The following is a 20,728-nucleotide window of genomic DNA, read 5'->3' as shown; positions in this document are numbered from 1 at the left end:
CTTGACCTCCAAAGGCTACGTCTGATGGACACAGGAATTGGCTTTGGATACTTGTTCGCGTTGAACAAGAAGCCAATGTTGGAATCGGCTACCGATTGGCGGTCTATGGGAGGCAGGGAGAGGTTGCGGGTTGGGAGTGCTTCTGGTCCAGGTCGTCCGTAGGCTCACCCGCGTGATACGTGTAGTTCCTCAATGACCACGTTTCGCTTGTATTCGATCACTGAGCAGTTGTGATTGCCTTTTCCGCCACGCTTCCTTTGATGCGTATCGTCAGCCGGAGGCACGCAACGATATTTTGCAGGTGCATTCAAAAGATGTGCAGCCGCTTCACGACTTGCTTGCAGCGTCTATAACCGGTTCAGGGAGCGCATCGGACAAATAGCGGCCGAAATCTGCCATTGGTTCTGTTTCCCCGCTCTCCATCCAAATGATCTTATCGCGCAAGTATGCGACCATTGCCTGTAGTTGCTGTGCTTTTTTCTCAAGCAGATCCAGTTGTCCGCGGAGCACTTCGACGCTGCGCTCGCGGGTCATACGCCCTTCGCGCCGCTCCTTGGCGATGTCTGCGATCTCTTTAAGCGACATACCAAGTGACTGCGCGGTACGGACTATCCGAGCCGCCTGAACGTCCTCAGCGGAGAACATTTGGTAAGGGCGGCGCCCGCCTTTGGCGGTCGTCTGCGGCTGAAGGAGGCCTAAGCGCACGTAAAAACGAATTGTATCCCGGCTGAGGCCGGCCGCAATTGCGAACTCTGATATCACCATCGCTTTTCCTGTTGACTAGGGACTATGGTCCACACTTACAAGAACTGTCATCTTTTCATGTCAAAGGAAATAACAATGGGAATGATGGCAAAAAGCGCCGAGTTCAAAATTGGCGGAGAGCTACCTGTCTGTCGGATGGGCTACGGCGCCATGCAGTTGACCGGCCCCGGGGTATGGGGACCTCCTGACGACGAAGACAATGCACGCGCTGTTCTTCGCCGGGCGATCGAACTCGGCGTGAATTTCATCGACACCGCGGATGTTTATGGCCCCGATGACAACGAACGGATCATCCGCGAAGCTCTCTACCCCTATCCCGCCGGGCTCGTCATCGGCACGAAGGCTGGCTTGGTTCGCGCTGGCCCGGCGACCCGGGAAAATCCCGGTATTTCCATGGATGGCTCTGAACATCACATCCGGAATGCAGTCGAGGGCAGCCTACGCAAGCTCGCGCTTGAGTGCATCGATCTTTACCAACTCCATCGGATTGACCCAGCGATTCCTGTCGAGGAGACTATGGGCATCTTCCGCGACCTTCGCGATGAAGGTAAGATTCGTCACATTGGCCTTTCAGAGGTTGGTGTGGAGGAAATCAAGCGCGCTCGATCTGTGGTTGAGATTGCGACGGTGCAAAATGTCTATAATCTCGTCACGCGTAATCACGAGGACGTGCTTAACTACTGTGAACAGAACATGATCGCATTCATTCCGTTCTGGCCTCTGCATTCCGGGCACCTGGCGAGATCCGAGGCAATGCATGATATTGCCAAACGTTCTGGAGCGACCACTGCACAGGTTGCACCTGCGTGGCTTTTACAAAAATCACCGTCGATCATTCTCATTCCCGGTACGTCCTCGATTGAGCATCTAGAACAGAATATTAGTGCCTTGGATGTGGAACTGTCAGCTGCAGATATCGCTGCACTCGAACTGATGGTCGGTAATCAAACCTAGCTAAGTTTGCTTTCGCACAAACCAATTCGGTTGCCCCCGCCCAGGTGCGGAGCTGGTCTGTAAGTCAGTATGACGCAGCCACATCCCGAGCGCGCAGCAGTACCTTGCGACGTTTCGTTCGCGCGTCACGTTGCAACGCGTGCCGCTCTCCTCTCCAAGGCGGCACGCTCGCTCGATCAAAACTCTTCCCACACGGGTTTAGCCGCAGCGCTGCCGGAATTGCCGGGCGTGGCCCGTGCGTAAGCGAGTCGAGGTCCACGCGACGAGGAGGCATTCTGCGAGCCGGAAACATGCGTGGAAGGTCTTGTCGCCAGTCGAAATTGCGAGACGATCGCTCGGAGTCTGGTGACTTCGGTCTTCAAGGATGCGCTCGCGGCGTTACTTTCCTCAACCATCGCTGCGTTTTTTTGGGTGACCTGATCCATCTGGTTGACGGCCGTATTGACCTCTGAGAGCCCGACGGCTTGTTCTTTCGCCGAAGTTGCGATCGCATCCATGTGTCGGTTTATTTCGACAACGTTGCTTTCGATACTCTTCAATGCCACCCCTGTTTGGCTCACGAGTCTCACCCCTCCCTCGACTTCCGTGGTGGAGGTGCGTATCAGGCTCGTGATTTCACGCGCCGCCACCGCCGACCGCTGCGCCAGTTCGCGCACCTCTTGAGCGACAACTGCGAAACCTTTGCCAGCCTCGCCAGCTCGCGCAGCTTCGACTCCTGCGTTGAGCGCAAGAAGGTTTGTCTGAAACGCGATGTCATCGATGACCCCAATGATGTTGGAGATCTGTTGCGATGAGGTTTCGATCTTTTGCATAGCCGTGACTGCGTCGGCGACGATCACGCCGGAACGCGCAGCGCTGTCATTTGTCTTCTGTGCAAGCTTTCTTGCTTCATTTACCCTATCAGAGGCGTTGACGACATTTGTCGTAATTTCGTCGAGAGCTGCGGCAGTCTGTTCAAGCGAGGCAGCTTGCTGCTCTGTACGCTTTGAGAGGTTATCGGCACTGACACTGATCTCCGTTGTCCCGCTATCAATGGAGCCGGTTGCATCCTGCACGTTAGCGAGTGTTTCTCTTAACTGAGCGACGGCAGCATTATAGTCGGCTCGCAGACTTTCGAAATCGTCAGCGAACGGTTCAGTGAGCTGAAACGTCAGATCCCCCGTTGCTAGCCTCTGCAGGCCTTCAGCCAGTTGAGCGGTTGCCACCTGCATCTCTTCTGAGCGTGCGCGTTCGATTGTCGCATTGGCTTCACGCTCCTTCTCGTTCTTGTCCCGCAACAACTGGGCTTCGTCCTCAAGTTGGCGGGCGCGAATACCATTGTCCTTGAAAATCCGCACGGCCTTGGCCATGCTCCCGACCTCGTCTTTCCGCTCCGCGTTCATAACGGGCGCAGCCAAATCACCGTTCGCGAGTTGCACCATCGTTGCGGCAAGTAGTTTGATCGGTTGGACAAGTGAGGATCTGGCTGCAAATATCGCAAGGGTCATCACCACGACGAGGCCTGCTATGATGATGACGAATGTTGCATCGATCGCGTTTTGGGACGCCGCTGAAAGCTCAAGATTTCTGGTCTCCACCATGTCGCTAAGACGCTGGGCTGCGACGCTAATTTCGGCGCTGAGAGACGGAAAGCGTGGTTGGCAATCGCGAAGGAACGTCGCTTGTGAAGCTGCAACGTCGGATGCTGCTGTCGCGATCATCGCTGCCTTAACGGTCGCTTGGCAGACACCGTCAAGAACATCAAGACCTCTGGCCTTTAGCCGTGGCAGGGCGGCGTCATCCGATGCTGCCGCGATTGCCGTGTTCATTTCGCGCAGAAACCTGTCGTGCGCATCTCTCAATTCCCCGATCGCCTTTGCGTTCAGGTCGTCGTCCGTTAACATCAGCAAGTCGCCGATGGCAGCACGACTGTTCTCAAATGCTTTATCGGCCTTGCCGAGGGCCAGTGCTGCAATCGAATCATGCGTCAGGACTTCCGTATAGCTTGAGTTGATCTTCGATATATGGCTGACCGAGTAAGTGGCGACAAGGATTGTAAAAATACCGAATGCTGCAATGAGCGTAGCGAGCTTTCCGACGATGGGTAGGTTGTTCATATGGTATGCCTCCGCGCCACCGCTGCGGTGGTGTGCTTGATGATTGTGACGACGTGGGACGGACCATCAGCAAATTCATTCTGCCAGGGATACCGGACGAGGCGGGGAAAACATGTCTCGTTCATTGGTGGAAACGGTCAAGGAAGCCGGACCGATATTCTTCCTGTGAGTAGCTCACCGGATCTCTATTCACTATGAAGCGCTAAGAATAGAGAACGGTGAAGTAGTACCTTTATTGAAGACAGATTTACGCTGGCGCTTTAGGTCTGGTTCAACGCAGCATACGGATGTCAGCAAGTGGTCGGGGATGGTCAAAAAGATATCCCTGCATGTCTCGGCAACCAATACGCGATACCCATTCTTTTTGGGCTTCTGTCTCTATACCTTCTACCGTGACAGGCGTTCCTAATGCCGCAAAAAGCTCCATAATGGCTCGGAGTATCTTCTCAGATTGCATTGACGTCCCTATGCGCTGCACGAACGAGCGGTCGATCTTCACTGTGTCGAAGGGGAAGTTTTGGAGATAGCTGAGTGAAGAAAACCCGGTGCCAAAGTCGTCGAGCGCGATTGCGACGCCAGCCGCTCGAATTTTCCGCAAGATGTCCATATTTGCATCGCTGTCGTGGAGAAGGACTGATTCGGTAATTTCAAGCACCAGACGGCTTGACGAGAGTCCCGCTGCCGCTAGGGCCGCCTGCACCGTGGAGGGGAAAGAGCCATCCAGGAACTGCCGTGGCGAAACGTTGACTGAAACTTTTATTGTCTCCGGCCAAGCCACAGCATCCTGACAAGCCTGGTAAAGCACCCATTCCCCGATTGACGATATGAGCCCGGTTTCTTCAGCCAGCGGCACAAATTCCATCGGCGAAATCAGGCCATGCTCTGGATGTTTCCATCTCAGCAGCGCTTCGTAAGAGGACGCACGTCCGCTTTCGCTGTCTACCAGCGGCTGGTAAAAAACACAAAATTGTCCGAGTATCAGGGCTTGGCTGAGATCTCTGAGGAGCGCTTGCCTGCGAAGAAAATCCTCCTCCATCAACGGCTCATAAAGCAGGAAGCAGCTTCCCTGCTCCGATTTGGCTCGATAGAGAGCCAAATCAGCCCTCCGCAAAAGGTCGTTCGATGACTTGGTCCCTTCTATCTCCACCACACCTATCGAAACTTCCGGCATCAGGACCACGCCATCAATGTCGATCGGTTCGCAAATTGCGGAAATCAGTCGTCGGACAAAAATTCCAAGATCAGCCCCGCCGCTGTATTTTTTAAGAATTACGGCGAATTCGTCGCCACCAAGACGGCCGACGCTGCCTCCGGACTGAACGACTTGAATCATTCGAGTAGAAACGATCCGCAAGAACGCATCGCCTGTCGCGTGTCCATGAACGTCATTGATTTTCTTGAAGTGGTCGAAGTCCAACATCAAGATGGCGCTCCCGGTGAGATCATCACCCTTGCACGCGAGCCTGCGTGTGAGCTCTTCTTCCAGCGAGCGACGGTTCCCTAAACCTGTGAGGCTATCGTGATAGGCAAGATGTCGAGCGCGCCCTTCCGCAATGATCCGTCGTTCAATCTCTTGTCGTTGAACGATGTACTGCCATGCTCCAAGACCGAGAAGCCCTAGGGTGATCGTCAGTCCAAGATACAGGGACTCATCAAGTTGTACGATTATGTTGTTTGGACTGACGCTTTCGCTCTCATCGAGAGCATTGATCGCCCACGCAAGGTAAGTTATCGAAGTTCCGCCCAGCAGTACGAGGGCGCGCAGCCAAGACGTTGTTTTCCTGGCTGCAAAAGAGTGAGCTGTTAGCATTCGACTGACCCAAATAGAAGTCTGCGATCCATGTTGAGCGTTACCGCCGCTCAGATGAATAGTCGCTCAACATCAGTCGCTGGCGTTCCAGTCGCAGGCGAAAGGCGGATTGACGAATCGCTGGTCCTTTGGCAAGGCCGCGATCAGCGCAAGATCCTCTTCATCCAGACGTACCGACATTGCCTCAAGATTGCTCTTCTGGCTCTCGACCCTGGCTGCCTTTGGAATTGCGATTACACCGTCCTGGCCAAGGAGCCATGCGATGGCAACCTGTGTCGCCGAGACAGAGTGCTTCCGTCCAATGTTCTCAAGAACTTGGTCGCTTGCTGCCCGTCCCTGGGCCAGCGGTGCGTAGGCCGTCAGTGCAATGCCCTTAGAGCGCAGATATTGAAGCATCGGTGTTTGCGAGAGGTACGGGTGGTACTCGACCTGGTGGACGGCGATCGGTACCTGGACCTCCTCCACAGCGCGCCGGATCATCGGCATGTTGAAATTGCAAACGCCGATCGCGCGCGCATAGCCGTGTTCACGAAGTCGCTCCATCGCGGTCAGGGTTGCCGCAATGTCCATGTCTGCCGATGGCCAGTGCACGAGAAAGAGATCGACATAATCCATCTTCAGCTTTTCGAGGCTTGTAGCAAAGGCTCGCTGCAAAGCTTCCGGCGCCAGTTGATCGTGCCAGACCTTGGTTGTGACGAAGAGTTCGCGACGATGAATACCGGAGCCTGCGATCGCCGTGCCGACCGCCGCCTCATTCTCATACATCGCCGCGGTATCAATATGCCGATATCCGAGCGAAAGCGCGCTTTCGACTGCCGGCTGCGCACTAACACCGGGCATCCGGAACGTTCCAAGGCCAAGACGAGGGATTGCCACACCTTGAGTTTCGATTGTGTCCATTGGATATTCTCCTTCCACGACAAAGCTGCAGATGCAGGCGGAAAAATGCCTGCATCCTGATCGTTCTCTTAGACGCGATCGTCCGTATTGTACCCGGCGACCAGCGCGTTGATGACCTGCTGTAGCAAGGTGTTTCCCTTTTCCGCGAAGCGACCGGCATCCTTGAACTCGATCCAGCTTTCGTTGAAGCCATCGAGCATACGGATGCGTGGCATGGGATTTTTCATCCCCTGAGAGCGGAACAGCTCCTCCCAGGTGTCACGTTTGACAACTTCGACCTTGACCGGCCTGTTGAGTGCGACTTCGAACGCATGCGCCAGGTCGTCCGGCGAAACGCGTTGTGCAGCCTCAAGCTCGACAACGCGCTTGCCGGTCCAGTCCTGCTGGATCAACTCTGATGCCAGGATGCCGATGTCCTTCGTCGCGATCATTGGGAACTTCTTGTCTGCTGGCTGCAGGAAGCTGTAGAGAACACCTGTGTCACGCGCCGTGGCGACATCCCAAAGCGCGTTTTCCATGAACCATGCAGGCCGCAGGAAGGTGACGGGAAGATCAAGTTCGTTAAGGGCCTTTTCCAGCATCGTGCGCTGAGAGAGCAGATTGTCCTCTTTAGCGTCAGCACCGATCGTCGACAGGCAAAGCACCTTTTTCGGGCGGGCTGCCTTGAGTGCCGCGACGACACTATCGATTACCCTCTGGGCCTCGGGATAGCGGGGCTCCGGATCGAATTCGGACGGCGGAAGGATGAACACAGCTTCGGTGCCGGTGAAGGCGGCCGACAGCGCCTTTGCGTCTTCCATTTCTGCTATAGCGATCTCGCAGCCGAGAGCGGCCCAGGGAGTACCTTTCGCTCGATCGCGAACGATTGCCCGCACGGGCTTGCCGTTTTCAAGCAAGGTCCGCGCAAGTGCGCCACCGACTTTTCCGGTGATACCAGTTATTGCGTACATGTCTGATTTTCCATTCAGAAAGAGGGGAGGTTAAGCGAGCCCGTCATAGAGCCCGCGTTCGAAGTCGCCGTAGAGAGCGACCACACGGTCGTCATAGAAGGGGAGAAGCTGGGTAAAGAGCGATCCAGTCACTTTACGAACCGGGTCTATCCAGAAGTAGCAGTTGAGCAAACCTGCCCAGGAGACGCTTCCCGCAGAGCGGCCATGTGGGCCGGCTTCGGTGTTGATGTCGAAGGAATAGCCCCATTTGTGCTTCTGCTCGGGGAACTGGTCAAAGCTGTTGGAGTAGGCTGGCGCCGACGAAATCATCTTGCGAACATTCAGCTCGCCGATCTGGTTCTGCATCATCATCGCGACCGTCTCAGGCTTCAGGATCTGAGCGCCGTTGAACTTGCCGCCATGCAGAAGGGCCTGAAGCAACATCATGTAGTCACGGGGTGTGCTGTATGCGCCGCCACCGCCCATGAAGAATTCGGGACGCTGAGGCATTTCGAATGGCATTGCTTTCAAGCCCCCATCGCTCTCACGGCTGAAGCATGTCGCGACGCGACGCTTCTGTTCGCTGCTGATCAGGAATCCTGAGTCCTTCATTCCCAGCGGCTGGAAAATATTCTCCCGGAAATAGACCTCCAGAGACTGATCGCTGACCGCCTCAACCAGCTTGCCAGTCCAGTCCATGCTGATGCCGTACTGCCAGCGCTCGCCGGGTTCGAACTCGAGCGGTACATTGAAGGCCGCGTTCTCACAGGTTGCGATATCAGGCAAACCGGTGGCCGTCTCGTAGCGCGGTATCACGTCACTCCAGTTCGCATAGGTGTAACCGGAGGTGTGGGTCAGCAGGTGATGAACCTTGATCGTATTCTTGGCCGGGCGCAGTTGTGGCTGACCGTTGGCGTCAAACCCCACCAGCACCTTGGGTGCGGCCAGCTGCGGCAGATATTTCGATGCGTCGTCATCCAACTTGAGCCGGCCCTGCTCGATCAGCTGCATGCATGCCGTTGCGGTGATCGCCTTCGTCATCGACAGCAGCCAGAACACCGTGTCGGGCTGCATTGGCGCGCCGGCTTCCGGGTTTGCCTTGCCGAAGAGACCTTCATAGATCATGCCCTTCTGCGTTGCCGCCATCGCGACAGCGCCAGCAACTGTGCGGTCGCTCACGGCCTTCGACATTGCAGCATCGATGGATTTGAATTTTCCATTCGAGCGGCGCGGGGCTTCGCCGGCTGCCGCCTGCACGGCTGTCGCCCCGAGATAGGCCGCCGCAGCCGCCATGCTGCCGCGCGTCAGCACGGCTCTTCTCGTCATCTCATTCATGATTTTCACCTTCAACCCAGACGTATGGCGGGTCTGGTAAACCGCTCGCCTTCTCGAGGCGGACGGAAATTTGCTAACACAGCGATGTGCGTTGCTAAAAGATCATAATAGTCATAATCAAAGTGATAAAAAATCACTACCATTCGTGTTCACGGGATGCGAGACCATTTGCATGAGCTTTGATGGACGTCTTCTAACTGGAGTGAGTGTCTTCCTGGCGGTTGCCGACGCCGGCAATTTCGCCAAGGCCGCTGACGTATTGGGGGTGACGCCTTCCGGTATCAGCCGGGCGATCGGACGACTTGAAACCAGAATGGGCGTGCGTCTTTTTGACCGCACTCCTCGTTCCGTCGCCTTGACCGAAGAGGGTCGTCTGTTTCGTCTGCAAGCCTTGCCGCTCGTTGCGGGTCTCGAAGAAGCGGCCGCGACCGCCGCGGGATCGGCAGCTGCGGTTGCTGGGAGGCTGCGTGTTTCGATCGACCCATGGTTTGCAAGGACAGTGTTGGCGCCTCAGCTACCTCGCCTTAGCGAGCAATATCCCAATCTGAAGATCGATTTGATGACAGCCAATGGTCGCGACGACATGATGAGCGGGTTTGATGTTGCCGTCCGCTTTGGCTCGACTAACGCCGGCTCGCTGATCGCGAGAAAGCTTCTGGACGTCCGCGTCGTCACCTGCGCGGCGCCTTCCTATCTTGAAAAGTTTGGCGTTCCGGCGCGACCCGAAGAGATAGCCAATCATGAAGCGATCCTGTTTCGAGACCCCGAGACTGGCCGAGCTTTCCCATGGGAATTTCACCGCGGCGACGAAATCGTCAGGGCGAAAGTCGAGGGTCGGATTGTTTTTGACGACCCGTCTGCCGCTGTCGCTGCCTGTGTCGCCGGTCAAGGGATCTTTCAAAGCCTCGAAATCGGCCTTGAATCATGGTTGCAAACCGGTCATCTCAGACAGATTCTAAAAGACTGGCCGGATGAACGTTACCCACTTTATGCTTACCATCCGGCGCGCCATCTGCCTCCGGCAAAGGTTCGCGCGTTCCTCGATTTTGTCCAGCAGATTACAAGGGAGAAGGCGCGTCGGAGCTGACGACAGAAGACGGAGGGCGGCCTCGTGGTTTCGATCCGTCTGTACCGCGCCGAACGACGCAACTTTGAGAATCGAGTCAACTGCTGTTTCTGAGGGTCAGGGATCCCGTGAGCATTCGGGTGATGCCGTCATCGGTCGGCTTGATGTTTGGATCATCAATTAGGCTTAGAGCCTCCTGTACCATGAGTTCCACCGGCTGCCTCACCGTCGTCAGCCTGTATGCGTTCCATGAGGCCATGGGAATGTCATCGAAGCCGACCACAGCAAGATCGTCTGGAACCCGAATGCCTCGTTCGCGAGCAACGTCGATCAAGGCAAGCGCCATGATGTCGTTGCAGCAGAAAATTGCGCCCGGAGGGTCATTCATGGAGAGCAAGGCCTGTCCGGCTCGGTAGCCGCCAGGATATTCGAAGTCGCCCAGGGCCTGGGCGTGGATTCTCACCCCTGCTTCAGCAAGGACCTCACGAAATCCCCGTGCCCGCTCCGCATGCGTTGATGTATTGGCAACCCCGCCGATAAATCCAATCTTGCGATGACCGCGCTCTAGCAAAAGTCGGCCGACATCTCGTCCCCCTTGATAGTTGTCGCAAGCAACCGCGTTAATTCGAATGTCTCTTTGCACCCGGTTGAGGAGGACCACTTTGATCTGATGTTGGCGGCAAGCTCGTGCCATCGTTGAGGTGAGCTGTGCCGAGGTCACGATGACCGCCGATGGTCGCGACGCCAAAATTTGATCTGTAGCTGCGTCAACATCGGAGTTGGCGGGAAGGGCATAGACCACGAGCTGCCGCCCGCTCTCTTGAACCCGCCGTGCCAGAAGATCCAATACGGTGGGGTAGAAGGGATTCAACAGGTCGCCAGCGACAAGGGTTATTGTCCCCTCTGCGATGATCTCAGCAGTTCTTCGGGCAGGGCTGACGTACCCGATAGCTTCTGCCGCAGCCAATATCCGCTTCCGCTTTTGATGATCGATCGGCGCATTTGGGCTGAAGGCGCGTGAGACAGCTGAAATAGAGACGCCGGCAGCATGGGCCACTTGCTTGGCGGTAGGCTTGTTGGTCAGCGGCATTGAAAATTTTTCACTTTCTCGATGAAAACTTGCAATGAACTTTTAGCACCGTAATCTCTGTGCCGGAAGGGAGAACATTATGGCTATTACCTACCTTAAGCACGGCAAACCTCAATCTGAGCGCTCCGAGGATGACACCAAGGTCAGCAACGTTGTCGCTGACATCCTGAAGAACATTGAAACCCGTGGCGATGCGGCGGTTCGGGAACTGTCTGAGAAATTCGACAATTACGCACCACCATCGTTTCGGCTCTCCGCCGGCGAGATCGAAGCCCTCGTAAGCAAGGTTTCGGCGCGTGATATGGCAGACATCGAGTTCGCCCAAGCGCAGGTGCGCAATTTTGCGCAGGCACAACGAAATTCGATGGTCGACATCGAAGTCGAAACGCTTCCTGGCGTCATCCTGGGTCACCGGAATATTCCGGTCCAATCGGTCGGATGCTATATTCCTGGCGGCAAATTCCCTATGGTCGCCTCTGCCCACATGTCGGTCGTCACCGCCGCCGTTGCCGGCGTTCCGCGCATTGCAGCCGCAACGCCTGCGTTCAAAGGGGCGCCAAACCCTGCCGTTATTGCGGCGATGCATCTTGGCGGGGCCCATGAAATCTATGTTTTCGGCGGCGTTCAAGCGATCGGTGCTTTGGCGCTTGGCACTGAAACGATCAAGCCTGTTGACATGTTGGTTGGCCCAGGCAACGCCTTTGTCGCGGAAGCCAAACGCCAGCTCTACGGTCGCGTCGGGATTGATCTCTTTGCGGGTCCGACTGAAACGATGGTGATTGCAGACGAAACAGTAGACGCCGAGCTTTGCGCGACGGACCTGCTTGGGCAGGCCGAGCATGGCTACAATTCGCCAGCTGTGTTGCTCACCAACTCTCGCAAGCTTGCCCAAGGCACACTTGAGGAAATTGACAGGCTTCTCGCGATCTTACCGACAGCTGACACCGCTTCGCGAAGCTGGAGCGATTACGGCGAGGTTATCCTCTGCGACACTTACGGCGAGATGCTCAAAGTTGCCAACGACATTGCTTCAGAGCATGTACAGGTCATGACTGACCGCGACGATTGGTTCCTCGCCAACTTGCATTCCTACGGGGCGTTGTTCCTGGGCCCGAGGACGAATGTGGCGAACGGTGACAAGGTCATTGGCACAAATCATACGCTTCCGACCAAAAAGGCTGGTCGCTACACCGGCGGCCTGTGGGTTGGAAAGTATCTGAAGACGCACTCCTATCAGAAAGTGTTGACCGACGAGGCCGCGGCCAAAATCGGGGAATACTGCTCACGCCTCTGCATCCTCGAGGGTTTCGTAGGTCATGCCGAACAGGCGAACGTGCGCGTTCGGCGCTATGGTGGCAAGAATGTTGCATATGGAGCGGCGGCTGAGTAGCCGCCGCCAAGACAGGGTTAGGTGATCTCATGACGTTAAAGTTGCCCCGCACCCCGTCCTTCAGGTTGGACGGCAAGACCGCGCTCGCGGTTGGAGCTTCCTCCGGGATCGGTCAAGCGGCCGCTGTCGCACTCGCCGAGGCGGGTGCCAAGGTGACGCTTGCGGCGCGCTCAATCGACAAGCTCGATCTAACCGTCGGCGCTTTGCAAGCCCTGGGACTTTCCGGCTCCGCTCTCTCGCTGGATGTCGGAAACGTCGAGGCGTTGGAGGAGACGATCGCGTCTCTTCCTGCCTTCGACATTCTTGTCAACAGCGCGGGCCTTGCGCGGCATGGTCCTGCGTTGACGACCACACCTGCAGATTTCGACGCGGTCGCGTCGATCAATCTGCGAGGAGCCTACTTCCTGACGCGGGCCGTCGCCAAACGCCTTATTCAAGCTGGGCGGCCCGGCTCGCTCATTAACGTTTCCTCCCAAATGGCGCATGTCGGCGGTATAGATCGTGCCGTCTATAGCGCCACCAAGCATGCCATTGAGGGCTTCACAAAGTCTATGGCGATCGAGTGGGGTTGTCACGGGATTCGGGTCAATACCATCTGCCCGACGTTTATCAAGACGCCGCTCGCCGAACAGACGCTTTCCAATCCTGAGCGGCTCCGCTGGATCCAGGACAAGATCAAGCTCGGCCGCATTGGTGAACTTGAAGACATCATGGGACCGGTCACTTTTCTCGCCTCCGATGCCTCCGCAATGATCACCGGAAGCGCTCTGATGGTGGATGGCGGCTGGACAGCGGACTAGCATAGAACGAGGTTTCAAGATGAGAATCGGTGTTCCGCGAGAGCGAACCGAGGGTGAGGCGCGGGTTGCGTTGACGCCCGAGAGCGCATTGCAGCTGCAAAAACTTGGCCATGAATGCTTCATTGAGGCTGGGGCTGGCTTAGCGGCCGGCATTTCGGACGACGCCTATAGTTTGGCGGGCGTAAAGGTTGTCAATACGACTACGGAGCTGATCGCGACAAGCGATGTGATTGCCAAGGTGCGTCCCCCCGCTGCCGACGAGATCGGACAGTACCGCAATCGACAGACGTTGATCTCATTCTTTTATCCGGGTCAGAACAACGAGCTTCTGGAACTCACTCGCGCGAATGGCGTGAACGTGATCGCCATGGACATGGTCCCGCGCATCTCGCGGGCGCAGAAAATGGATGCCCTGTCGTCGATGGCGAACGTCGCGGGCTATCGCGCAGTGATCGAGGCCGGCAATCATTTTGGCCGGTTCTTCACTGGCCAGGTGACCGCCGCCGGCAAGGTGCCGCCAGCTAAGGTTCTGGTTATCGGCGCCGGTGTCGCCGGCCTTGCGGCGATCGGCACAGCGACCTCGCTCGGCGCCATCACCTATGCCTTCGACGTGCGGCCGGAAGTGGCCGAACAGATCGAAAGCATGGGCGCCGAGTTCGTCTACCTCGATTTTGCCGATCAGGCTGCCGATGGTGCAGCGACTGGCGGTTATGCGGCCCCGTCCTCGCCGGAATTCCGCGAGAAGCAACTGGCAAAGTTCCGTGAACTCGCTCCCCAGATCGACATCGTCATCACGACCGCGCTAATCGCCGGCCGCGATGCACCAAAGCTCTGGCTCGCCGACATGGTAGCGGCGATGAAGCCGGGTTCGGTCGTCATTGACCTTGCCGCCGAACGCGGCGGCAACTGCGAATTGACCGTCCCCGACCAGAAGTTCGTCTCAGACAATGGTGTTGTGGTGATCGGTTATACCGACTTCCCGAGCCGGATGGCAGCCCAGGCCTCGATGCTTTACGCCACCAATGTACGCCACATGATCGCCGACCTGACGCCGGGCAAGGACGGTAAGCTCCTCCACAACATGGAAGACGATGTCATCCGCGGCGCGACCGTCACCTTCAAAGGCGCAGTTACCTATCCGCCGCCGCCGCCCAAGATCAAGGCGATTGCCGCGAGCGCGCCCAAGGAGAAGGTGAAGGAGCTGACACCCGACGAGAAGCGGACACGGGAAGTCGCCGCCTTCAGGGCGCAGACCAGGAACCAGGGCCTGCTGCTTCTCACCGGCACGGCATTGCTGCTTCTTGTCGGCGCCTATGCCCCGGAAAGCTTCATGAGCCATTTCGTGGTCTTCATGCTCTCCTGCTTCATCGGTTTCCAGGTGATCTGGAACGTCTCGCATTCACTGCATACGCCGCTGATGGCAGTGACCAACGCCGTCTCCGGCATCGTCATCCTCGGGGCGCTGCTGCAGCTCGGCTCCGGCAACTGGCTGGTCGTGGTTCTCTCTGCGCTCTCGGTGCTGATCGCCACGATCAATATCGTCGGCGGGTTCCTGGTGACACGGCGCATGCTCGCCATGTTCCAGAAGTCCTGAGCTGGCAAAAGGGGGAATAAACTTGACCATCGGTATCGCTTCTGCGGCCTATGTTTCCGCAGCCGTTCTCTTCATCCTGTCACTTGGCGGGCTCTCCGGTCAGGAAAGTGCCAAGCGCGCCGTCTGGTACGGCATGGCCGGCATGGCGCTTGCCGTCATCGCCACAGCCCTAGGACCGCAGGTTCTCGGATCTCGAGCTTCCGGGTCCCAGATTGTCGGGTTAGAGATCGGCAAAAGTGCCGGTACCTGGCTCATCGTCCCGCTGATGATCGCCGGCGCTCTACTCGGCACTATCGCCGCAAGGCGGGTGCAGATGACCGAGATGCCGCAGCTCGTGGCAGCACTTCATTCCTTCGTCGGTCTGGCTGCCATCTTTATCGGCTTCAACGCCCACCTCGAGGCGGTCAGCATCGCCGGCATGGATGAGACGGCGCGGACGACACTTGAAGGGTTTGCCGGCATCCTCGCCCACAAGACACCGGTCGAGCTTGCGATCATGAAGGTCGAGGTGTTTCTCGGCGTTTTCATCGGTGCCGTCACCTTTACCGGTTCGGTCATCGCCTTCGGCAAACTCGCCGGTAAGGTGGACGGAAAGGCGAAGAAACTGCCAGGCGGCCATGTGCTGAATGCCGGCGCGGTCCTCCTCTCGTTCTTCCTGCTCATCGTCTATGCCAATGACGGCAGCGCCGGGACGCTGATTGTGATGATGCTTCTTGCCTTCTTCATTGGTTATCACCTGATCATGGGCATCGGCGGCGCGGACATGCCTGTCGTCGTCTCGATGCTGAACTCCTATTCCGGTTGGGCTGCCGCCGCGATCGGCTTCACGCTCGGCAACGATCTGCTGATCGTCACCGGCGCGCTGGTCGGCTCGTCGGGTGCCATCCTCTCCTACATCATGTGCAAGGCAATGAACCGCTCCTTCGTCTCGGTCATTCTTGGCGGTTTCGGCACAACCAGCGGCCCGGCGATGGAGATCATCGGCGAGCAGATCGCCATCGATGCCGATGGTGTTGCAGCGGCGCTGAACGATGCCGACAGCGTCGTGATCGTCCCCGGTTACGGCATGGCGGTGGCGCAGGCCCAGCAGGCCGTATCCGAGCTGACCCGCAAGCTGCGCGCCGCCGGCAAGACGGTCCGCTTCGCGATCCATCCGGTCGCCGGCCGGCTACCCGGCCACATGAACGTGCTGCTTGCCGAAGCCAAGGTGCCCTACGACATCGTGCTCGAAATGGACGAGATCAACGACGATTTTCCTGCCACTGACGTCGCAATCGTCATTGGCTCAAACGACATCGTCAACCCGGCCGCCCAAGAGGATCCAAACTCGCCGATCGCAGGTATGCCGGTTCTCGAAGTCTGGAAGGCAAAGCAGGTATTCGTCTCCAAGCGTGGGCAGGGAACCGGCTATTCCGGCATTGAGAACCCGCTGTTCTATAGGGATAATACCCGCATGTTCTATGGTGATGCGAAGACGTCGATTACAGCGCTCATTGGCCAGATCTGACTCATCCAGCACCCTTAGCGTTTTTCGCTGTCCCGTGAGAGCCTCGACGTGGAAGTCTCCGACGGGACTGCGTCATGACGGTCGTTGGCCAAAAGACAGTTTCGTTGCATGACGCCACGGCGAGGGATTCACTTCGGCTTAGAAGATTCTTGAACTGTCATAACGGCATGTTGGTTGTTTCCATCGCTTCCGTTCTGTCATCGAGGTGCCTCTGCCGTCTTGTTCGGCTGAAAACGACCGGCGTGCTCGCTTGTGAGAAGCACTGATAACCACGGTTTATACGGGTTCAGCCGGGTGAGTGGCCTGCACGCCAAAACCAGCAATTTGTACTCCTAAGCGTCCAGTTATCGCGCCGCGGACGAATGTAATAGGCTGGTTGCATGAGTTCCCGTGACGTCTTGCCAAAGCCAAAAATTCGAGCTAAGTTATCAATCGATAACGAAGGAGGTGCGCCGCGATGGCGTTTCGTTACCACTGTTCCTGACAACCAATGGGAGGATGTTATGAAAATTTCTCACACTATGGCGCGCTGCCTCCGGGGGGTAGCCGCGGTTGCCTTGATGGCAGCGTCATTCTCCGCAGGCACGGCGTACTCTGCGGATCAGAGCTTGGTCGATGCGGCGGTGAAGGAAGGACACCTTACCTACGCAACTAATATGACCGCCCCTGAAACGCAGAAGGTCCTCGAAAAGGCTTTCCGCGAGACATACAAGTTGCCCGACTCCTTCCAGATAGAAGGTTATACGGCGGACTCGTCAGGAGTGGTCGCACGCGTAGGACAAGAGATGGCGGCCGACAAGGTATCCATCGATTGGGTTGCGGTGAATTCAGAGTCGTTCTGGCGAGGACTGGCGAAGAAAGGTGCCTTGCTCGAATATTGCTCCGAGAGTTACAAGACCCTTGTTTTCCTTAAGCAAGCCAAGGTCTTGGATGGTGGGTGCTACTTCCAGGCCGCGTCAGTGATCGTCTTCGGAGTAATGTGGAACCCTGCCTACGTAAGTGAGGACATTACCAGCTGGGCTCAGCTCGCTGACCCCAAGTACAAGGGGCAGATCATTATTGGCGACGCCCGAAAATCAGCTGGCTATCTCGACCAGTACGCCGGTCTCCGCCAGGCAAACGTCTGGACCGACGAATGGCTGCAAAAGATGAAGGCGCAGGATCCTTTCTTCGTTGTTCGATCGACGGATATCAGGGACCGTGTCATGTCGGGCGAGTTTCCGATTGCGATCTTCGGCTTTGGCCCTCGCGCTTACCAGGTGCGTGACCAGGTTCCCTTGAAGATGGGCTGGCCGAGCGAAGGTATCGTGGCAACCGGCAGCTACGGTGGAGTGCTGGCTAAAGCGCCTCATCCAAATGCAGGGAAGCTTTGGACCGACTTCATATTTAGCGAAAAGGGGCAGGAGATTCTTGTCGAACAGGAAGGAATTTCGTCCATCGCAAAAGTCAAGGTTCCTGATGACGCTGTTCCGTTTATCGCTGATGTCGATAAGATCAAAACCGTGACAGTCGACTGGGACGCCATGACCCAGGAAGCGCTTGATAAATGGCGTTCTGATTTTCGGCGGGTCTTCGGGGAGTGATGGCTATGCTTAGTGAGGTGATGATCGCGAGGAAACGGTCAAACTGGCCGAATATACCGAGCGATCGCATAGTTCAGATTTTGGCCAGCGTCTTTGTATGTGCCATTATCCTGCTGCCGATGGGCGTCATTCTTCAACAAGCGCTGTCGGTCGAGGGCCTCGACGGCACGAAAGAGCTTGGTTTGGGCAACTTTGCACGGGCGTTCCAGACGCCCGTGTTCTTAGACGCGGTCACGAACACCATTCTGATCAGTACCGGAACGACATTGCTCGCCTCACTGGTGGGCGTGTCTCTGGCGTGGTTCGTTACTCGGACGGATCTCCCGGGGAGGCGACTGCTGCATGTATGCAACACCATCCCATTCTACCTTTCGCCCTTCATAGGAGCGATCGCATGGACGTACCTGACGGCCCCTCGCGTTGGTTTGCTCAACGTCGCGGTTAACAGCTTTCTAGGGGTATCTGCAAACCCGTTCAACATATACAGCTTATTTGGGATTATGTGGGTTCAGGGCATTTTCTTCGCTCCGGTCGTCTACATCATGACCTGCGCGGCCTTGCAGCAGATGGACCCCTCACTTGAAGAAAGTTCTCGTTCATGTGGACGAGGCATAGTCTATACGATGTTGCGGGTAACGCTTCCGTTGGCGATGCCGTCGATCTTGTCCTCGGTTATCCTGACGTTCGTCGCATCGGCAGGCGAGTTTGGTGTTCCGTTGACGATCGGCGTTCCCAGAAACATTGAAACGGTCAGCACGCAGATCTTCGAAGTTTTGCAAAGGGCGCAACCCGACTACGGGATGGCGGCTACCCTTGGAAGCCTACTAGGGGCGGCAACGATCGTTTGCGTGCTCTTCTATAGACACATGATCCTTCGCCGCAACTACATCACACTCACCGGCAAAGGGTTTCGGCCATCGACCCTACGGCTTGGATCCTGGCGGTGGCTTGGGTTCGCCTTGAATATTGCCTTCTGCCTGGTCGCAGTCGTCCTTCCCCTCGTCGCCCTAGCCCTTCAGTCCTTTCAAAACATTTGGCTTGGGTCATTCAAGTGGGCTCAGTTCACATTGAGCAACTACACGTACGTTATTTTCGAGAACGAAGTGACAATACGCGGTTTTGAAAACTCGTTGATTCTGGCTCTTGTCGGGGCAACGGTCGGTGTTCTGCTCAGCGTGATCATCGCGCAGACGATCTACCGAAGCCGGCTTCCCGGTCAGCGGCTGATCGATGTCGTGACGTCCTTACCGGTCGGAATTCCCGGTATTGTTTTGTCCATGGGATTTCTGCTGATATCGCTGCGCAGTCCTCTCTACGGCACGCTCGTCGTGATGCTGATCGCCTATCTTTCTCGCGACCTGCCGTTGGGACTGCGAAGCGTGTCCGGCGTCATGCTATCGGTTTCTCCCGAACTTGAAGAGGCCTCGCGTTCGTGTGGCGCAGCTTACAGCCGTACCTTCCGGCGGGTCACACTGCCACTGCTGAGGCCCGGAATCCTGGCTGGTTGGGTTCTGCTCTTTGTCCTCTTTCTTCGAGAGTTGCCGATGTCCATCCTTCTCTGGAAGCCAGGTACGGAAGTGACCTCGGTAGCGCTTTGGCAGCTACTTGAGCACGCAACAAGCGGGAAGGCGGCGGCCTACGCCATGCTGCAATCGTTCGTCATCCTTGGCGTTGTTGTAATTTTTCAATTCGCCACGAAAACAAGCAGGGAGAAGTGAAATGAGAGGAGCGGAAACGAAGGGATTTTTAGAAGTCGACCGCATCGAGAAGAACTACGGCGCGATGAAAGCGGTGGATCGTGTCAGCTTTTCGCTTGCGAAAGGAGAGTTTCTGACGTTGCTCGGACCGAGTGGTTGTGGGAAAACAACCTCACTGAGGGCAATTGCCGGCTTCGAGACCATCAGTGGCGGAAAGATATCCATTGACGGCGAGCCTGTCTCCGACCCTGCGAATAACATCCATTTGCCACCGGAACGGCGGCAGTTTGGCATGGTCTTTCAGTCTTACGCGGTCTGGCCACATATGTCGGTCGCGGAAAATGTGGCCTACGGTCTGCACAACCTTAAACTAAGCCGCGCTGAGAGAGATCAGCGCATCCGGCGAGTTTTGGCCAAGGTTGGTCTGGAAGCGCAGTTGGACCGTCCAGCGACGATGTTGAGCGGTGGACAGCAGCAACGCGTCGCGCTTGCTCGGGCAATCGTTTATGAGCCAAAGGTGCTTCTTTTCGACGAGCCGCTGAGCAACCTCGATGCAAAGCTGCGTGAGGCTATGCGCCTTGAATTGCGGCGGCTGCAAGCGGAGCTCGGCATCACATCTCTTTACGTAACCCACGATCAGGAAGAGGCCATGGTCGTATCTGACCGGGTCATCGTCATGAAAGGGGGCCACATTCAGCAGATCGGCTCTCCTTCAGATATTTACGACCGTCCGGCGAACCGTTTTGTTGCCGATTTTATCGGATCGAGTAACCTGCTGGAAGCAAAGGTGTTGCGGTGCCAAGGAAAGGCAGCGTTTGTCGAAACTGCCGTCTTGCCTGGCGCTGAAATCGCTTGCGCGACTGTCGGTGCGCTAGAGCCGGGTTCCAACGTTACATTGAGCTTCCGCCCAGAGCACGCGACACTCAGCGTAGAGCCGGCGAGCGGTGATCAGAACGTCTTGTCTGGCCATGTGAGCGGAAGAATCAACATGGGAAGTCATCTCGACTACCGCGTCGCGATCGGAAAGACCGAAGTGCGCGTCAGTGCTCCCAGGAGTGTCGAGATTCCGTTGTCGCAAAATGTCGCGGTCGTGCTCGACCGAGACAGGAGTCTGGCGTTGGCCTCATGAGGGGTCGCCGGGTACCAGATTGACGATTGGTTCAAAAACGGGAAGGTGATCGATGATCAGCTTCCCGATTTTGGATGCTTGCC

General features: G+C 56.7%; 16 protein-coding genes. 9 read left to right on the top strand and 7 right to left on the bottom strand.

Going from position 1 to position 20,728, the window contains the following annotated elements:
• Nucleotides 1–327 precede the first annotated feature (327 nt).
• Nucleotides 328–765, bottom strand: a complete 438-nt coding sequence (locus DTW90_RS33585; protein ID WP_149344154.1) for a MerR family transcriptional regulator — start codon at nt 763–765, stop codon at nt 328–330.
• A 75-nt stretch (nt 766–840) separates the two neighbouring features.
• Here DTW90_RS33585 and DTW90_RS33580 point away from each other — a divergent pair, with 75 nt between their 5' ends.
• Nucleotides 841–1,719: an aldo/keto reductase gene (locus DTW90_RS33580; RefSeq protein ID WP_149344152.1), complete on the top strand. Its 879-nt coding sequence runs from the start codon at nt 841–843 to the stop codon at nt 1,717–1,719.
• A gap of 176 nt (nt 1,720–1,895) precedes the next feature.
• On the opposite strand, the gene DTW90_RS33575 is transcribed toward DTW90_RS33580, so the two are convergent.
• The 5 genes from DTW90_RS33575 to DTW90_RS33555 all read right to left on the bottom strand — a co-directional run bounded on the left by DTW90_RS33575 (nt 1,896) and on the right by DTW90_RS33555 (nt 8,789).
• Nucleotides 1,896–3,815: a methyl-accepting chemotaxis protein gene (locus tag DTW90_RS33575; protein WP_149344150.1), complete on the bottom strand. Its 1,920-nt coding sequence runs from the start codon at nt 3,813–3,815 to the stop codon at nt 1,896–1,898.
• A 271-nt stretch (nt 3,816–4,086) separates the two neighbouring features.
• A complete protein-coding gene (locus tag DTW90_RS33570) occupies nt 4,087–5,625 on the bottom strand; it encodes an EAL domain-containing protein (protein WP_149344148.1) in 1,539 nt (512 codons plus the stop codon).
• A gap of 72 nt (nt 5,626–5,697) precedes the next feature.
• Nucleotides 5,698–6,525, bottom strand: coding sequence for an aldo/keto reductase (locus DTW90_RS33565; protein WP_149344147.1), 828 nt, complete (start codon nt 6,523–6,525; stop codon nt 5,698–5,700).
• A gap of 68 nt (nt 6,526–6,593) precedes the next feature.
• Entirely contained in the window at nt 6,594–7,475 is an 882-nt protein-coding gene (locus DTW90_RS33560; protein ID WP_149344145.1) for an NmrA family NAD(P)-binding protein, read from the bottom strand.
• 30 nt (nt 7,476–7,505) lie between these two features.
• A complete protein-coding gene (locus DTW90_RS33555) occupies nt 7,506–8,789 on the bottom strand; it encodes a serine hydrolase domain-containing protein (protein ID WP_149344143.1) in 1,284 nt (427 codons plus the stop codon).
• A gap of 91 nt (nt 8,790–8,880) precedes the next feature.
• On the opposite strand from DTW90_RS33555, the gene DTW90_RS33550 reads away from it, so the two are divergent.
• On the top strand, nt 8,881–9,876 hold the full coding sequence (locus DTW90_RS33550) for a LysR family transcriptional regulator (RefSeq protein WP_245513111.1): 996 nt from the start codon (nt 8,881–8,883) through the stop codon (nt 9,874–9,876).
• 76 nt (nt 9,877–9,952) lie between these two features.
• On the opposite strand, the gene DTW90_RS33545 is transcribed toward DTW90_RS33550, so the two are convergent.
• A complete protein-coding gene (locus DTW90_RS33545; RefSeq protein ID WP_149344141.1) occupies nt 9,953–10,945 on the bottom strand; it encodes a substrate-binding domain-containing protein in 993 nt (330 codons plus the stop codon).
• 79 nt (nt 10,946–11,024) lie between these two features.
• On the opposite strand from DTW90_RS33545, the gene hisD reads away from it, so the two are divergent.
• From hisD to DTW90_RS33510, 7 genes are all read left to right on the top strand, one after another.
• A complete protein-coding gene (gene hisD / locus DTW90_RS33540; protein ID WP_149344139.1) occupies nt 11,025–12,335 on the top strand; it encodes a histidinol dehydrogenase in 1,311 nt (436 codons plus the stop codon).
• A gap of 29 nt (nt 12,336–12,364) precedes the next feature.
• Complete coding sequence (locus DTW90_RS33535) at nt 12,365–13,135, top strand: SDR family oxidoreductase (RefSeq protein WP_149344137.1); 771 nt, start codon at nt 12,365–12,367, stop codon at nt 13,133–13,135.
• A gap of 19 nt (nt 13,136–13,154) precedes the next feature.
• Nucleotides 13,155–14,729, top strand: a complete 1,575-nt coding sequence (locus DTW90_RS33530; protein ID WP_149344136.1) for a Re/Si-specific NAD(P)(+) transhydrogenase subunit alpha — start codon at nt 13,155–13,157, stop codon at nt 14,727–14,729.
• Between the two features lie 22 nt (nt 14,730–14,751).
• Complete coding sequence (locus DTW90_RS33525) at nt 14,752–16,236, top strand: NAD(P)(+) transhydrogenase (Re/Si-specific) subunit beta (RefSeq protein ID WP_149344134.1); 1,485 nt, start codon at nt 14,752–14,754, stop codon at nt 16,234–16,236.
• A 503-nt stretch (nt 16,237–16,739) separates the two neighbouring features.
• Complete coding sequence (locus DTW90_RS33520; RefSeq protein ID WP_188080145.1) at nt 16,740–17,819, top strand: extracellular solute-binding protein; 1,080 nt, start codon at nt 16,740–16,742, stop codon at nt 17,817–17,819.
• A gap of 5 nt (nt 17,820–17,824) precedes the next feature.
• A complete protein-coding gene (locus DTW90_RS33515) occupies nt 17,825–19,537 on the top strand; it encodes an iron ABC transporter permease (protein ID WP_188080144.1) in 1,713 nt (570 codons plus the stop codon).
• 1 nt (nt 19,538) lies between these two features.
• The gene (locus tag DTW90_RS33510; RefSeq protein WP_149344128.1) at nt 19,539–20,645 is read left to right on the top strand and encodes an ABC transporter ATP-binding protein; all 1,107 of its coding nucleotides are present in this window, start codon (nt 19,539–19,541) and stop codon (nt 20,643–20,645) included.
• Nucleotides 20,646–20,728 lie beyond the last annotated feature (83 nt).

It is taken from the genome of Neorhizobium sp. P12A, from assembly GCF_008365395.1.
Lineage (GTDB): Bacteria > Pseudomonadota > Alphaproteobacteria > Rhizobiales > Rhizobiaceae > Rhizobium.
Note: the sequence above shows the minus strand (reverse complement) of the source record. Positions and strands in the feature narration are given on the sequence as shown.